The sequence below is a fragment of the Aliivibrio finisterrensis genome, assembly GCF_008933155.1.
GTDB lineage: Bacteria > Pseudomonadota > Gammaproteobacteria > Enterobacterales > Vibrionaceae > Aliivibrio > Aliivibrio finisterrensis.
This window is the reverse complement of sequence record NZ_WBVP01000001.1, coordinates 74,774-88,477: the sequence shown is the minus strand read 5'-3', so window position 1 is coordinate 88,477 and position 13,704 is coordinate 74,774. Positions and strand designations below refer to the sequence as shown.

The 13,704-nt window shown below is 38.8% G+C and carries 10 protein-coding genes; 7 read left to right on the top strand and 3 right to left on the bottom strand.

Features of this window, described 5'->3' with window-relative positions; all coding sequences use genetic code 11:
- Window positions 1-24 precede the first annotated feature (24 nt).
- A complete protein-coding gene (locus tag F8B77_RS00365) occupies window positions 25-1,041 on the bottom strand; it encodes an endonuclease/exonuclease/phosphatase family protein (RefSeq protein WP_167512718.1) in 1,017 nt (338 codons plus the stop codon).
- Window positions 1,042-1,225: 184 nt separating this feature from the next.
- Here F8B77_RS00365 and sbcD point away from each other — a divergent pair, with 184 nt between their 5' ends.
- From sbcD to F8B77_RS00330, 7 genes are all read left to right on the top strand, one after another.
- Complete coding sequence (gene sbcD / locus F8B77_RS00360) at window positions 1,226-2,470, top strand: exonuclease subunit SbcD (protein WP_151652740.1); 1,245 nt, start codon at window positions 1,226-1,228, stop codon at window positions 2,468-2,470.
- The gene (locus F8B77_RS00355; protein WP_151652738.1) at window positions 2,467-6,147 is read left to right on the top strand and encodes an AAA family ATPase; all 3,681 of its coding nucleotides are present in this window, start codon (window positions 2,467-2,469) and stop codon (window positions 6,145-6,147) included. Before sbcD ends, F8B77_RS00355 begins: the two co-directional genes overlap by 4 nt.
- A gap of 36 nt (window positions 6,148-6,183) precedes the next feature.
- Window positions 6,184-6,669 (top strand): acyl-CoA thioesterase, encoded by a 486-nt coding sequence (locus F8B77_RS00350; RefSeq protein WP_130086818.1) that lies wholly within the window; start codon window positions 6,184-6,186, stop codon window positions 6,667-6,669.
- 174 nt (window positions 6,670-6,843) lie between these two features.
- On the top strand, window positions 6,844-8,241 hold the full coding sequence (locus tag F8B77_RS00345; RefSeq protein ID WP_151652736.1) for an MATE family efflux transporter: 1,398 nt from the start codon (window positions 6,844-6,846) through the stop codon (window positions 8,239-8,241).
- A gap of 415 nt (window positions 8,242-8,656) precedes the next feature.
- Window positions 8,657-9,811 carry an amino acid permease gene (locus F8B77_RS00340; RefSeq protein WP_151652734.1) on the top strand — a complete coding sequence of 385 codons (1,155 nt, stop codon included), beginning with the start codon at window positions 8,657-8,659 and terminating at the stop codon, window positions 9,809-9,811.
- Window positions 9,812-9,899: 88 nt separating this feature from the next.
- On the top strand, window positions 9,900-11,069 hold the full coding sequence (locus F8B77_RS00335) for an amino acid permease (protein WP_151652732.1): 1,170 nt from the start codon (window positions 9,900-9,902) through the stop codon (window positions 11,067-11,069).
- Window positions 11,070-11,133: 64 nt separating this feature from the next.
- Window positions 11,134-11,496 carry a DUF2799 domain-containing protein gene (locus F8B77_RS00330; protein WP_425277972.1) on the top strand — a complete coding sequence of 121 codons (363 nt, stop codon included), beginning with the start codon at window positions 11,134-11,136 and terminating at the stop codon, window positions 11,494-11,496.
- A gap of 108 nt (window positions 11,497-11,604) precedes the next feature.
- Here F8B77_RS00330 and F8B77_RS00325 read toward each other — a convergent pair whose 3' ends face one another.
- Both F8B77_RS00325 and F8B77_RS00320 read right to left on the bottom strand, forming a co-directional pair.
- A complete protein-coding gene (locus F8B77_RS00325; protein WP_244298148.1) occupies window positions 11,605-12,090 on the bottom strand; it encodes a hypothetical protein in 486 nt (161 codons plus the stop codon).
- A gap of 250 nt (window positions 12,091-12,340) precedes the next feature.
- On the bottom strand, window positions 12,341-13,702 hold the full coding sequence (locus F8B77_RS00320) for an L-serine ammonia-lyase (protein WP_130086822.1): 1,362 nt from the start codon (window positions 13,700-13,702) through the stop codon (window positions 12,341-12,343).
- Window positions 13,703-13,704 lie beyond the last annotated feature (2 nt).

Genomic DNA, 13,704 nt, shown 5'->3' with positions numbered 1-13,704 from the left:
AGGGCTGAATTATTCAGCCCTTTTTTATGCCTGCCGTATACGAGCTGTAATTGAAACCAAAGCGTGATCGGTGCTGAATTGGTCAATATCAAATCTAGGATTTACAATGTGCTGATCTGTTACTGTGTAATCAATGACTTCTAAAATACTGCCCGAAAATGAGCTATCAAATTCGTTAGACAGCAGAATGTAATCCAATACAGACCCTTTTGCTCCGTAATAATGGGTACTTACTCGCTCTTCCAATAAATCTGCGCCTTTTAATCCACAGTAAATATCCCAGCTGTCTTTAATCTGAAATCGAGTTAAATAATCGGTACTGAATTTATCGAATCGAAGTTCATAAGAAAGCAGTCCTTTAAATTCATCATGAAACAAGGGCTTATTAAAATCGCCCATGACTATTACAGGCTGATTTGATTCTTTGCGCTGCTGAATTATATGGTTATGTAGAATATTCGCTTCTAACCCACGTTGTGCAGTAGAAAGCCAAGAACCTAGCTGTTCATCATGAAGCTGATGAAGAGGCGAGCTGTTGACTTCATCCGTTACATCACTTTCTTCCGGCTCTTTAGGGCGCTGAGATTTGAAGTGCACCACATAACAGTCAGTGATCCCAAGGTGGGGCAGATCAATAGAGGCATGAACAGGTACACGATTAAATTCAAATTCAATCCCAAACCGAGATAATTGAGCTTGCTCGGCAATCACTGGTTGAGCATTTAGAATTGGATAACGCGAAGCAAAGGCAACCACAGGTGAGTTGAAGACATAGCCATCTTCAGATTTTGGTTCATCGACAGTGGCAAAATATGAATAGCCAAGCTCGTTCACTAAAGCCTCTAAAGCGCTTGGACTAAAAACTTCTTGAAACCCAATTACATCAGAGTTTAATGCCGTGATCTTATCCTTAAACCAGCCCTGTTTTTTCAGCCATTCATCTTGAGTTAGTATATTTTCAAAATCGTAATACGCATTAGGCGGCTCAACAAAGTTGAACATATTGATGGTGGTGAATGTAAGGCTTTCAGGAGATGGCAAATTAGATACTCATGTTGTTATTATCGATGGAATCGAGGTTTATTAAATAAAGTATAACAGCATGAAGTAAGGTCAACACCTGCTAATAGTTTTAAGTTTAAAAGCTTATAAAAGTACATAGTTTCTCTCCCAGATGGTATAAAAGGGGTATCGTCTTCTCTATCCATCAAACAAGTTGATATTTATGCGTATTTTACATACTTCTGATTGGCATTTAGGTCAAAATTTCTTCACAAAAAGTCGCCGTAATGAACATCAAAAATTCATTAGCTGGCTACTTGAACAAGTCCAAGAAAATGCCATTAATGCGGTTATCATTGCCGGAGATGTGTTTGATACGGGCGCGCCACCAAGTTACGCGCGCGAAATGTATAACCAATTTGTGGTGGAGATGAACAAAGTAAACTGCGAATTGATCGTGCTTGGTGGAAACCATGATTCAGTTTCAACGCTAAATGAATCTAAACAATTATTGGCTCACTTGAACGCTCGAGTGATTGCGAATACTAATGATGACTTATCCACTCAATTATTAACGCTTCCAAACAGTGATGGTGCAGTGGGCGCTATTTTATGCGCGGTTCCATTTATTCGTCCGCGTGACGTTGTCACCAGTGTTGCAGGATCAACCGGTGTAGAGAAACAACAAGCGCTCGGTGAAGCCATCAAACAGCATTATCATCAGCTATATCAGAAAGCGTTAGAGTTACGAAAAGAGTTAAATGTAGAAGTCCCTATTATTGCAACAGGTCATTTAACAGCACTTGGTGTTAAACAATCAGATTCGGTTCGTGATATCTACATTGGCACATTGGATGGCTTTGCTGCCGATGGTTTCCCGCCTGCAGATTACATCGCCCTTGGTCATATTCACCGCCCGCAATTGGTGGCTAAATCTGATCATATTCGTTATTCCGGCTCACCAATCCCATTAAGCTTTGATGAGCTTAAATCTCAAAAACAAGTGGTGATGGTGGAGTTTGATAAAGCAAGCGTAACTCAAATTACACCAATTAATGTGCCTATGTTTCAACAAATGAAGGCATTAAAGGGCGATTTAGAAACGATTGAACAAGAGTTAGCACAATTTAAAGAGTGTGAAGATACGACTTGGCTATGCATTGAAGTCGAAGTGCAAGATTACCTGTCAGATCTACAACAACGCATTCAAGCACTAACTCAAGATTTGAATGTAGAAGTGTTGCAATTGCGTCGTGCAAGACACCGCAGTGAACAAACCCTAGCGCAAGAAAAAACCGAAACCTTAGCGGAGTTAACGCCTTTTGATGTGTTTACTAAACGTATAGAGCAAGAGACGTTTGAGACAGAAAAAGAGCAGCAACGAGCTGAAAGAATGACAGTGAAATTCAAACAAATTCTGTCAGAAGTAGAACATAAAGATACCGATTCACAAGAAGGTGATGCATGAGAATTTTAAGCTTAAGTTTTTCAAATTTAAACTCATTAAAAGGTGAGTGGAAAATTGATTTCTCAGCATCTCCTTTTGCGGAAAACGGATTGTTTGCAATTACAGGCCCAACAGGTGCGGGTAAAACGACGATTTTAGATGCGATCTGTTTAGCGCTTTATCATAGAACACCACGTTTAAAAGATATTAACGCTTCAAATAATGAAATCATGACGCGTGGTACGGCGGAATGTTCTGCAGAAGTTGAGTTTGAAGTGAAAGGCAAAGCCTATCGTGCATTTTGGAGTCAACGTCGTTCTCGTGGCAAAGTGGATGGTAATTTACAAGCTGCGGTAGTTGAATTAGCAGAAGTTACAACAGAGACTATATTAGCAACTCAAATTAAAAAGAAAGACGAATTAATTAAAGTTATTACTGGACTTAATTTTTCACGCTTCACTAAATCAATGATGTTATCTCAAGGCCAATTTGCGGCGTTTTTAAATGCCGATGCCAGTGATCGTGCCGGTTTATTAGAAGAACTGACAGGCACTGAGATCTATGGTCAGATCTCAGAGAAGGTGCATGAGCATTACACCGCATCAAAACAAAAATTAGCTGAGCTTAAAGCCAAAGCTGAAGGGGTAGAGCTGCTTTCTGAAGAAGATAAGCAAGTATTAATCGATGAGCAAGCTGAACTGCAAACGAATCAAAAACAGCAACAAGCTCAACTTGCAGATTGGCAAGCACATGTTGAGTGGTGGATTGCAGATGCGAAAAACCAACTCCAGTGGCAGCAAGCGGTTGATAATAATCAATTAGCATTAGAGAAAGAAAAACAAGCCAGCGAACAATTACATCGTTTAGCACAAAGTGAACCTGCTGAAAAACTGCGTACGCCATATCAACTATGGCAAGAAGCACAAACTCGCTTTGAAGAGTTGGTTAAAGAATTAAAGACGACAGAGCAATCTCACCAACAAAAGGCCAGTGATAAAAAAGCACTTGAGTCTCATGTTACACAGCTAAAACAAGAGCTTGATACTATTAAGGGTGAGAGTAAAACATTAGAAAACTTAATTAATGATTCGGTGCAACCGTTAGATACTGCGATTGCTCAACTGACTCAACAATCTCAAGAGAAGCAGCACCAAATCGCAAACCTTACTGCGCGTCTTGAGGATGGTAATAAAAAGCAACAAGGTCTGACAGCAACATTATCTGACATAACAGAGAAACTTTCTTTATTAGCCAATTATGTTGAAAAGCATAAAGCTGATCTGCAAATTGAACGTTATTTAGGTCAGTGGAAGAACCAAGTTAGCCATATTTTACAACAAGATAAAGATACTGCCTCTTTAGATGGTCAATTGACATCCGCTAATGCAGCGGTAGAGACTCTGCTTGATGCTATCAACAAAAAAGAAGCAGAATTAAATCAAGCTCAAATTATTGTTAATAATGAAATAGAAGCGACGAAGTGCGCAGAGCTTGAATTACAACAATGGCAAGATAAAGGGTCAGAAGCACAACTGACTGAGCAGATAACGGCACTAACGACTCGTCATCAATACCGTGTTGAATTAACTCATACTAATAATGAGTATTTACGAGCGACAAAAGAGCTGAAAATGCTTGCCACTGTGCAGAAAACACAAGCGAATGACATTGAAAAATTGGATGTGCAGCGTACTGAACTAGCGACTCAGTTTAAGCAACAAGAGCAGCAAGTCATCGATTTAACTACCTTAATCGAGCAAGAAGGCGAGTTAGCAAAATATCGAGCAGAATTAGCAAAAGATCAAGATTGTCCGTTGTGTGGTTCAACGCATCATCCACTATTAGAACAAGCTCAATTGCTTGATTTGAGCGCGACAATACAACGTAAAAAAGAAGCCGAGCAGAAACGCGTAGAGATTGTCGAGCAAGGTAAATCAGTACGTGAACAATTAGATTCGCTTAAAATAAAACAAGATCATTGCCAATCTCAATCAGTGCAGTGGCAACAAACGGTTGAATCCACGCAAAAGCAATGGTCTACGTTATTAGAAACAACGCAACTCACTCTAACCTTAGGTGATACTGATTCGATTAATCAGTTCATTAGTGAGTGTGAAGCCTCTTTATCTACGCTTAATGAGCAAGCAAAGCAATTACGCCAAGCGGGTGATAAGGTTCGAGTGCAACAAAACCAATTACAACAAGTTCAGCATCGTCTTGACGCTGTCACTGCGGCGTTAAATTTTGATCGTCAATCACACCAAACGGCGCTTCAACAGCAACAAGATAACAATCAAAAAAGAGAACAGCTGCAATTGCGTCAAACGGAACTTAAGCAGCAGTTGGTCACCGAAATTGAGCAAGCAGGCTTTAATGCACCAGAGTTGACTCAAATTACCTCTTGGTTTGTACAAAAAGAGCAAGACTTACAACAAATTCAGGAAAAAATCACACAGCAGCAAGTGCAAATCCAACAACAGCAAACGCTACAAAGTGATCACGCTCATTTAGCCGAGCAATTGGTTGAATTGAACACTCAACAGCAACAATCACAAACTGAAATGTCAGCATTAACAACAGAGTTAGAGAAGCAACAAGCAAAACGTATTGAGTTGTTTGGAACACAAGAGATCAAAACAGCACGCTTTATGATGAGTGAGAAACTGTCAATTTCAGAGCAAACGTATGATGTTGAGCAACAGAAATTACAAGCATTAGTACAAGACCTTGCGGCTTTAGATGGCAAGTTGAATAGTCTTAAAGAGAGTTATTTAAGTTGTGAAAAACTATCGGTAGATCGTTCTGATGTATGGAAAGGTGCTTTATTACAAAGCCCATTTGAAACGCTTGAGTTATTCCAAGCGGCGTTGATTTCAGAAGAAGAACGCCAACAATTATTAAGCTTAAAAACAGAAATACAACAAGCGATTGAGCGAACTGGCGCTTTGCTAGAGAGTGCACAGCAAATCAAAGAACATCATTATCAAGCGCCAAAAGCCGCAGAGTGGCAATTAATGGCAAAAGAAACGGTTGAGGCTGAGTTAGCCCAAGTGAAATCTCAATCTGAGACGTTAGTGAAGCGTGAAGGTGAAATCGCTCAAGCGTTGCGTTCAGACAGCGAGCGTAAAACCAATCAAAAAGCACTGTTTGAGGCGATTGAAGCGTATCAATCAGAATACGATGATATTCAATATCTACACTCATTAATTGGTTCGCAAAAAGGGGATAAATTCCGTAAATTTGCTCAAGGGTTAACGCTAGAGAATCTCGTCTATTTAGCCAATAAACAGCTTACTCGCTTACATGGCCGCTATGAGCTTAAACGTAAAGCCAGTGATGGATTAGAGCTTCAAGTGCTGGATACATGGCAAGGTGATGTGGTTCGTGATACAAAAACCTTATCAGGTGGAGAGAGCTTCCTTGTTAGTTTGGCATTGGCATTGGCACTTTCTGATCTGGTTAGTCACAAAACAAGCATTGATTCACTGTTCTTAGATGAAGGGTTTGGTACGCTAGACAGTGAAACGTTAGACATGGCGCTTGATGCATTAGATAACTTAAATGCATCAGGAAAAATGATTGGTGTGATAAGCCACATCGAAGCGATGAAAGAACGCATACCAGTCCAAATAAAAGTCACCAAGCGCAGTGGTTTAGGCGTGAGTGAGCTAGAAAAACAATATAAAAAAGTCAGTTAATTTTGCACAATGTAATGCAGTAAAAAGGAATTTAAAATGGGAAAAACAAAACGAGAAATAACATTACGCTTTTTAGCTGAACCTGGGGATGTGAACTTTGGTGGTAAAGTTCACGGTGGTGCAGTGATGAAATGGATCGATTTAGCCGCTTATGCATCATCGGCAGGATGGAGTGGTAAATATTGTATTACTGCATACGCAGGTGGTATTCGTTTTGTTGAGCCTATTTTTGTCGGCAACCTTGTGGAAGTGACAGGTAAAGTCATCTATACCGGAAAATCGTCTATGCACATCGCTATTGATGTTCAAGCAAGCGACCCTAAAGAGCAGAATAATCGCTTAACAACGCACTGTATCGTTATCATGGTTGCGGTTGATGGAAATGGTAAACCGACGTCAGTCCCTGAGTGGGTACCAGAGACAGAAGAAGACATTAAGTTAAGAGATTCAGCAATCAAACTAATGAATATGCGTAAAGAAATTGGCGAAGAGATGGAAGCGCATGTTCAATATCTAAAATAACGCTATATTTATTATTACTCTTTATATAAATAAGATGGTGGTTATGGTGGGTTGTCATAGTAATGTCAAGGTTCATATTCTTGCAATCGACCTAACTCTTTTTATACCTACTTATGAGTATTCTTGCAATTTTCGATACACTTAATTCACAACTTAAATTTAGTGGAAGAGAGTGTGAAAGAAGTAAGCTCAAGTCTAATTCGTAATGTTTATAATCATGCTAATGGTGACTTTTTTCGTCGTCTATTTTTGATTGCCATACCTATCACCCTTCAAAGTATTTTGTTATCCAGTAAAAGCTTAATTGACGTGTTTATGCTCGGGCAACTTTCAGAAGCTGATATTGCTGCTGTTGGTGTAGGTAGCCGAGCAATTTTTTTTACAACCATAATACTGACAGGAATAACAACAACAGGTGCTTTATTGGCTGCTCAACATTGGGGAGCAAAGGATAATAAAGGGCTGAGAGAAACGACAGCATTAACTTGGCTCACTTCCACATTCTCAGCTGTGGTTATTATCTTTCTTTTACAATTCTTTGCCAGTTTTGTTATGCAGTTGGCATCTAAAGATTCAAGTGTTATTGCACTTGGCGTGGAATATATTCAAATAACCAGTTGGAGTATGCTTGCTATTGCTTTTACTGCGAGTCTTGGGGCAGGGTTTCGTTCAATACAACAGCCGGGTATAAGTACATTCTTTAGTGGAATAGGCATTGCTCTGAATATATTACTGAATTGGGTTTTGATTTTTGGTTATTTAGGCTTTCCTGCTTTAGGGATAAAAGGTGCAGCAATTGCTACTGTGGTGAGTTCTATCATTGAAGTTGGTTTGTTTTATCTTTATTTAATTATGAAGAGTCATCTTTTAAGGTTCGGGATAAAAGATATCATCCAAAGCCTTCAGGTAGACAAATTTAAAGCATTTATTCGTTTAGCATTACCAACTACCACCAATTTTTTGTTATGGGCAGGTGGCTTATTTGCGTATACCGCAATTATGGGACAAACAGGAACGGAAGGCTTAGCTGCGTTTGCTGTTGTTACCCCTATTGAAGCGGTTTCTCTAAGCTTTTTAATGGGTATTGCAAATGCTTCTGGGGTACTTGTTGGGAATCATATTGGTGCAAAAGAATACGATAAGGTGTATTACCAAGCGATATTAATGATGGTGGTTGGTTTTGCTGTAACCTTAATGGTGTCAATCACGCTTTATTTTTCAAAAGAGGCCATCTTAGACCTGTTTACGGCATTAACCGCGGATACCAGAGATCTTGCTGATACATTCTTATCTATTCTGTGTGTCGGAATTATGCTTCGCTCCATTCCTACGACATTAGTTGTCGGTATTTTAAGAGCTGGTGGTGATGTTAAATTCTGCCTATACCAAGATGTTTTAACGCAATGGTTCTTTGGTATTCCAATCGCAGCTTTAGGCGCCGTTTATTTTGGTTATTCAGCTGAAATTGTTTATAGCCTTTTCTTTTTAGAAACGTTGTTTAAGTGGTTTGCCTCTGTCTATCGTTTAAAAAGTAAGAAATGGATAAATAACTTAGTAGAGGCTAAAGGATAGGGGAAACAAGTTTTATTTAAGGGTTGCATTGCTAAGTTCATTATATAGAATGGATCGGACTACTAGTTTGGTAGTTCGGTCTGTAAGGGATTTACGGCCTATTATTATAAATGGAATGTGACTAATTAGGATGTACACATGATTTTCCAATTAACATCAGGCCCATTGTTGGAGCCTACAGAAGGTTCACCCCATAACTCTGGTTTCAAATCATCAGTTGTTTTTTCTCTACGCTTTTTCTCGTCTCAGTTTCTCGCGTTTCACTTCTTCTCGTATTTTCGATTTCTCCGTTTTTATTCGTAATTAATAAGCTCTAATTTCAACCGCGTTATCTTTGTGGATGGCTTTTTGCGCGTTGAATTTGACAAAAAATAAAACTAAAGCTCAAACTCGAATATAGAACGAAGGAATAACAATGAATTTAAAATTAATCGGAAGCTCACTTATTATTTCAGGTACTGCGCTAGGCGCTGGTATGCTGGCAATCCCAATGGTATTGGCTCAATTTGGCCTGGTTTGGGGTACTGCATTGATGTTATTGATCTTTGTAGGAACGACTTATGCCGCTTTATTGCTGCTAGAAGCAAGTATTAATGTGGGTGGTGGTTTAGGTATGAACACCATCGCTCGCAAAAGTTTAGGTAAAGGAGGGCAACTAGTCACGAATGGTTTGTTGTATGCTTTACTTATTTGTCTTCTGATGGCTTACATTTTAGGCGCTGGAGATTTACTCAATAAATTACTTCGAAATGTTGGATTGAATTTATCCTTAGTGCAAAGCCAAATTGCATTTACCTTGGTTTCAGGTGTGATTGTTGCTTCTGGAACTGCAGTAATTGATAAGTTAAACCGTGTACTTTTTGCTGTAATGCTATTCATGCTGTTGCTGACTCTTGTATTTTTGGTTCCGGGGATCGAATTAGATAATCTCCTTCAAGTATCAAATTCAAATGGCATTGAATTAGTTCAAACCAGTGCGATTATCTTTACCAGTTTTGGCTTTATGGTTGTAATCCCATCTTTGGTTTCCTATAACCATGAAGCAACGCCAAAGCAATTAAGAAATATGGTGATCATTGGCTCTGCAATTCCATTGGTATGTTATTTAGTATGGTTATATGCAGTGGTAGGTAACCTAACACCTGAACAAATTACTCACTTTTCAAATGTATCAGAGTTGATCTCAGTATTTAGTGCAGAGCATGCTTTTATTAATCTTGTGTTATCTAGCTTTACTGGACTTGCGCTCTTGACGTCATTTTTAGGTGTTGCAATGGCGTTGTTTACTCAAAATGAAGATACGTTTAAGCAAAATAAAGCAGTAACTTATGTGATCAGCTTTATTCTGCCGTTACTTGGTGCAGTTTATGCCGCGGATCAGTTCTTATCTGTTTTAAGCTACGCTGGGATTATTTTGGTTTTCTTAGCGGTATTTGTTCCACTTGCTATGGTTGTTCAACTTCGAAAAGTTGAAACTCAGACGAAAGGCTATTTAGCTGAAGGAGGAGTTGCAATGCTTATCTTCTCTTTTGTTTTTGGTACTTTTTTATTGGTTTCTCAAGTTATTTAGTCACTAATATATTTGTGCTCTATGCTACTGGTAGAGCACATGCTTTTACTCTTTATGAGTAATCATTTTCACGAAATAAGAATACACAATGAATTTTAAATTATTTGGCAGTGCATTAATCCTTTCAGGTACTGCTCTTGGCGCTGGAATGTTAGCTATTCCTATGGTATTGGCGCAGTTTGGTCTTTTTTATAGCACATTATTGATGCTAGTCATTTGTGCCGGTACGACATATTCGGCTTTACTTTTAACAGAGGCATGCTCAAAGACTGAGTTGGCTTTTGGTATCAATACCGTTGCCAACAGAACGCTAGGTAAGGGTGGTCAAGTGATCACTAATGCTCTATTTTATTTGCTGCTTATTTGTATGCTTATTGCTTATATTTTAGGGGCGGCAGATCTTTTAAAGCGCATACTTGCCATATTTGATATTGAGATGAGTATAGAAGTAGCGCAAATCGGATTTACACTTGTCGCAAGTATGTTTGTGGTATGTGGGACTCAAATTATAGATAAGCTTAACCGCGTTTTATTCCTATTTATGATATCAATGTTGGCGATTACCTTGATTATTTTGGTCCCAGGGATATCTGTTGATAACTTAACACAAGTAACAAATACGGATAAAGGAATGCTATTTGGCACAAGTACGATTCTGTTTACCAGCTTTGCTTCAATGCCTGTTATTCCATCGTTAGTTGCCTACAACAAGGAAGCAAGTCGTCAGCAACTAAGAAATATGATCATTCTTGGTTCTATTATTCCTCTAATTTGTTATTTAGTATGGCTTTATGCGGTTGTGGGTAATTTGAATGCAGACGATATCACGCATTTTTCTAATATTTCAGATTTGATTCAAACCTTTAGCGCAAAAAATGAATACATTGAAATCATTCTTTCGATCTTTACTTCTCTGGCTCTGCTAACATCGTTTTTGGGTGTGGCAATGGCACTTTATAATCAAAATAAAGACATGATTTCACACAATAAGGTAGTGACTTATGTGTGTACTTTTGTATTACCTTTATTGGGTGCGAGTCTAGCTGCGGATCAGTTCTTATCTGTATTAGGTTATGCCGGTGTTATCTTAGTATTCCTCGCTATTTTTATTCCATTAGCAATGGTGGTTTCGCTGAGAAAGAAAAAAGACAATGACAATGAAACTTCAGCTCATATTTATGAAGCTGAAGGTGGTCATGTAGCGCTGGGGTTAACCTTATTATTTGGTTTTTTACTATTGGTTAGCCAAGTTTTATAAATATTAATGATCTGACCTGATACACTTAACGTAATAGATAATGTGTTTATTGTAGAGGGTCAGAATGATGAAATATTTAACGGTTCTTTTTACTGTTTTACTTTTAGCTGCATGTTCAACGACACCACCACCAACCTCAAATGTAGAAAGTGATTGGCAAGCCTTTGGTTATGACAGAGCAATGAAAGGTTGGATTGCCCAATCAGAAACCAAATTAGTTAAATTGTCGGAAGGTAACGCGGTAAGCGAAGAGAATTATCAAGCTTATTTAGATGGTTATACAAAAGGTCAGGAAGAATACTGCGACCAAAGTGCTTATATGCTAGGTGTAGTAGGGAAGCAGTACAATGGTATCTGTGATCGGATAGACCCTTTTTTCCGCCAAGACTATGTTAATGGGATGTATTCAACTGCTGGTGGAATGTAATCTTAATATATCAATTATAAAATGGCAGTATTTCTTACTGCCATTTTTGTATTCATTGATAATTATATCAATTCTAATAAATAAGCCATCTAATTAATTACATTACTATTAAAGTACTTTAACGATATTAAAGCGACCCATTTTTTTTAGTACGGGAATGAAGTCTTTATTTACATCAAGCATGACTTTCTTTGCTTTACTGTAAGCGCTTAATTTGTCGTTGCCGTTGCCATGAGAAAATAAACGGCTCTTTGGCTTATATTCACCATCAACGATCTCTTTCCAACGAACGATATAGTAATCTGTTGTGCGTACTTCACCAGAAAGTAAGGTGCGTTTTTTCGTGATGATATCAGGCTCTAAGCTGTGAGGTAAGCGCTCAAACAGGCTAGGGTAGTTAAGAACCATGTTCCAACAATTTCCCCATAATTCTTTACCGACTTTATTTCGTTGCTTAATGGCTTCTTTTAAGGCTTTTTCTCGGCCTTCTTTTAGGCAACCAACAGAGCGGTTATACATACCGTCATCAGGTGTATGAATATGGATTTTAACGCAATTAAATGAGTGTGAAATGAAACGATGTTCACTTTCCATTCCTTTCCATTCAGCTCTCAATTTTTGAGCTCTTGGTGAAAGAGTATGTTTTTTCTTATTCATAATTGAAATGTACTAATTATTTGCATTACTGCATTATTGCAGTAACTGATTCATTTGTTAATAGCAAGGGTGGTTTATTCATCAAATTGATGCATATATTTAGTATAGAAGATATAAATGGAATGGGGAGAAATAAAAAGAGGGCGATATACGCCCTTATTATTGCTTTAAGCAAAGTCTGTTGTGGTTAACAGATAACTTTAATCGCTAAGCCACCTTGAGAAGTCTCACGGTATTTAGCGTTCATGTCTTTACCTGTTTCAAGCATTGTTTCGATAACTTTATCAAGTGAAACACGAGGAGCAGATGAACGGCGAAGTGCCATACGTGTCGCGTTGATTGCCTTAACAGCAGCAATACCATTACGCTCGATGCAAGGAACTTGAACTTGGCCAGCAACAGGGTCACAAGTTAAACCAAGGTTATGTTCCATTGCAATTTCAGCGGCCATACATACTTGCTCAGGGCTACCACCCATAAGTTCAGCAAGACCAGCTGCAGCCATAGAACAGGCAACGCCAACTTCACCTTGACAGCCGACCTCAGCACCAGAGATTGACGCATTCTTCTTGTAAAGGCCACCAATCGCACCAGAAGCTGCAAAGTAACGGATGTAATCTTTCTCTGTTACTGTTTGGATGAACTTATCATAGTAAGCTAAAACAGCAGGGATGATGCCACATGCGCCATTTGTTGGAGCAGTAACAACACGGCCACCTGCAGCATTCTCTTCGTTTACGGCAAATGCATACATGTTGACCCAATCAACTACTTCCATTGGATCTTTCGACGTCTTTTCAGAAGTCAGTAGTTGCTGGCGAAGTGCAGCTGCACGACGAGGAACACGTAGAGGTCCAGGTAGGATACCTTCAGTGTTCATGCCTTTTTCCATACAATCACGCATGGTTTTCCAGATTTTTGCAAAGTAAGTACGAACTTCATCTTCTGCAAGAATAGCGTGTTCGTTCTTCATTACTAATGTACTAATAGATAGTCCATTCTCTTTACATAAATCAACTAATTCAGAGGCATAATTAAATGCGTAAGGAACTTGGATTGATGATTCAACTTCTTTACCAAAGTTTTCTTCATCAACAATAAAACCACCACCGATAGAGTAGTATGTTTTAGAGTAAACAACGTCGCCATCAACCCACGCATGGATTTGCATACCATTTTCGTGAAGTGATAAGTTAGTTGTGTGGAAATTCATTCCACCTTCTTTTGGAAATTCTACCGTATGGCAGTGCATGCCAACAGGTAAGCGCTCTGTTTCTTCAACACGAGCGATGAAGCCCGGAATAGAGTCAATATCTACGTGTTCTGGCGTGTTACCTGCCAGACCCATAATGATAGCGATATCAGTATGGTGACCTTTCCCTGTCAGTGATAATGAACCGTAAACATCAACAGTGATTTTAGTGATATCACGCAGTTTGCCCATGCCACGTAAATCGTCGATAAACTCTTTACCAGCTTTCATTGGACCAACGGTGTGGGAGCTAGAAGGACCAACTCCGATTTTGTAGATATCAAAAACACTAATCATGT

What these genes read in the sequence shown, in the direction of transcription:
- F8B77_RS00320 (WP_130086822.1), bottom strand. Translation starts at nt 13,702, where the DNA reads ATGATTAGTGTTTTTGATATCTACAAAATCGGAGTTGGTCCTTCTAGC.
- F8B77_RS00325 (WP_244298148.1), bottom strand. Translation starts at nt 12,090, where the DNA reads ATGGAAAGTGAACATCGTTTCATTTCACACTCATTTAATTGCGTTAAA.
- F8B77_RS00350 (WP_130086818.1), top strand. Translation starts at nt 6,184, where the DNA reads ATGGGAAAAACAAAACGAGAAATAACATTACGCTTTTTAGCTGAACCT.
- F8B77_RS00330 (WP_425277972.1), top strand. Translation starts at nt 11,134, where the DNA reads ATGATGAAATATTTAACGGTTCTTTTTACTGTTTTACTTTTAGCTGCA.
- F8B77_RS00335 (WP_151652732.1), top strand. Translation starts at nt 9,900, where the DNA reads ATGAATTTTAAATTATTTGGCAGTGCATTAATCCTTTCAGGTACTGCT.
- F8B77_RS00340 (WP_151652734.1), top strand. Translation starts at nt 8,657, where the DNA reads ATGAATTTAAAATTAATCGGAAGCTCACTTATTATTTCAGGTACTGCG.
- sbcD (WP_151652740.1), top strand. Translation starts at nt 1,226, where the DNA reads ATGCGTATTTTACATACTTCTGATTGGCATTTAGGTCAAAATTTCTTC.
- F8B77_RS00355 (WP_151652738.1), top strand. Translation starts at nt 2,467, where the DNA reads ATGAGAATTTTAAGCTTAAGTTTTTCAAATTTAAACTCATTAAAAGGT.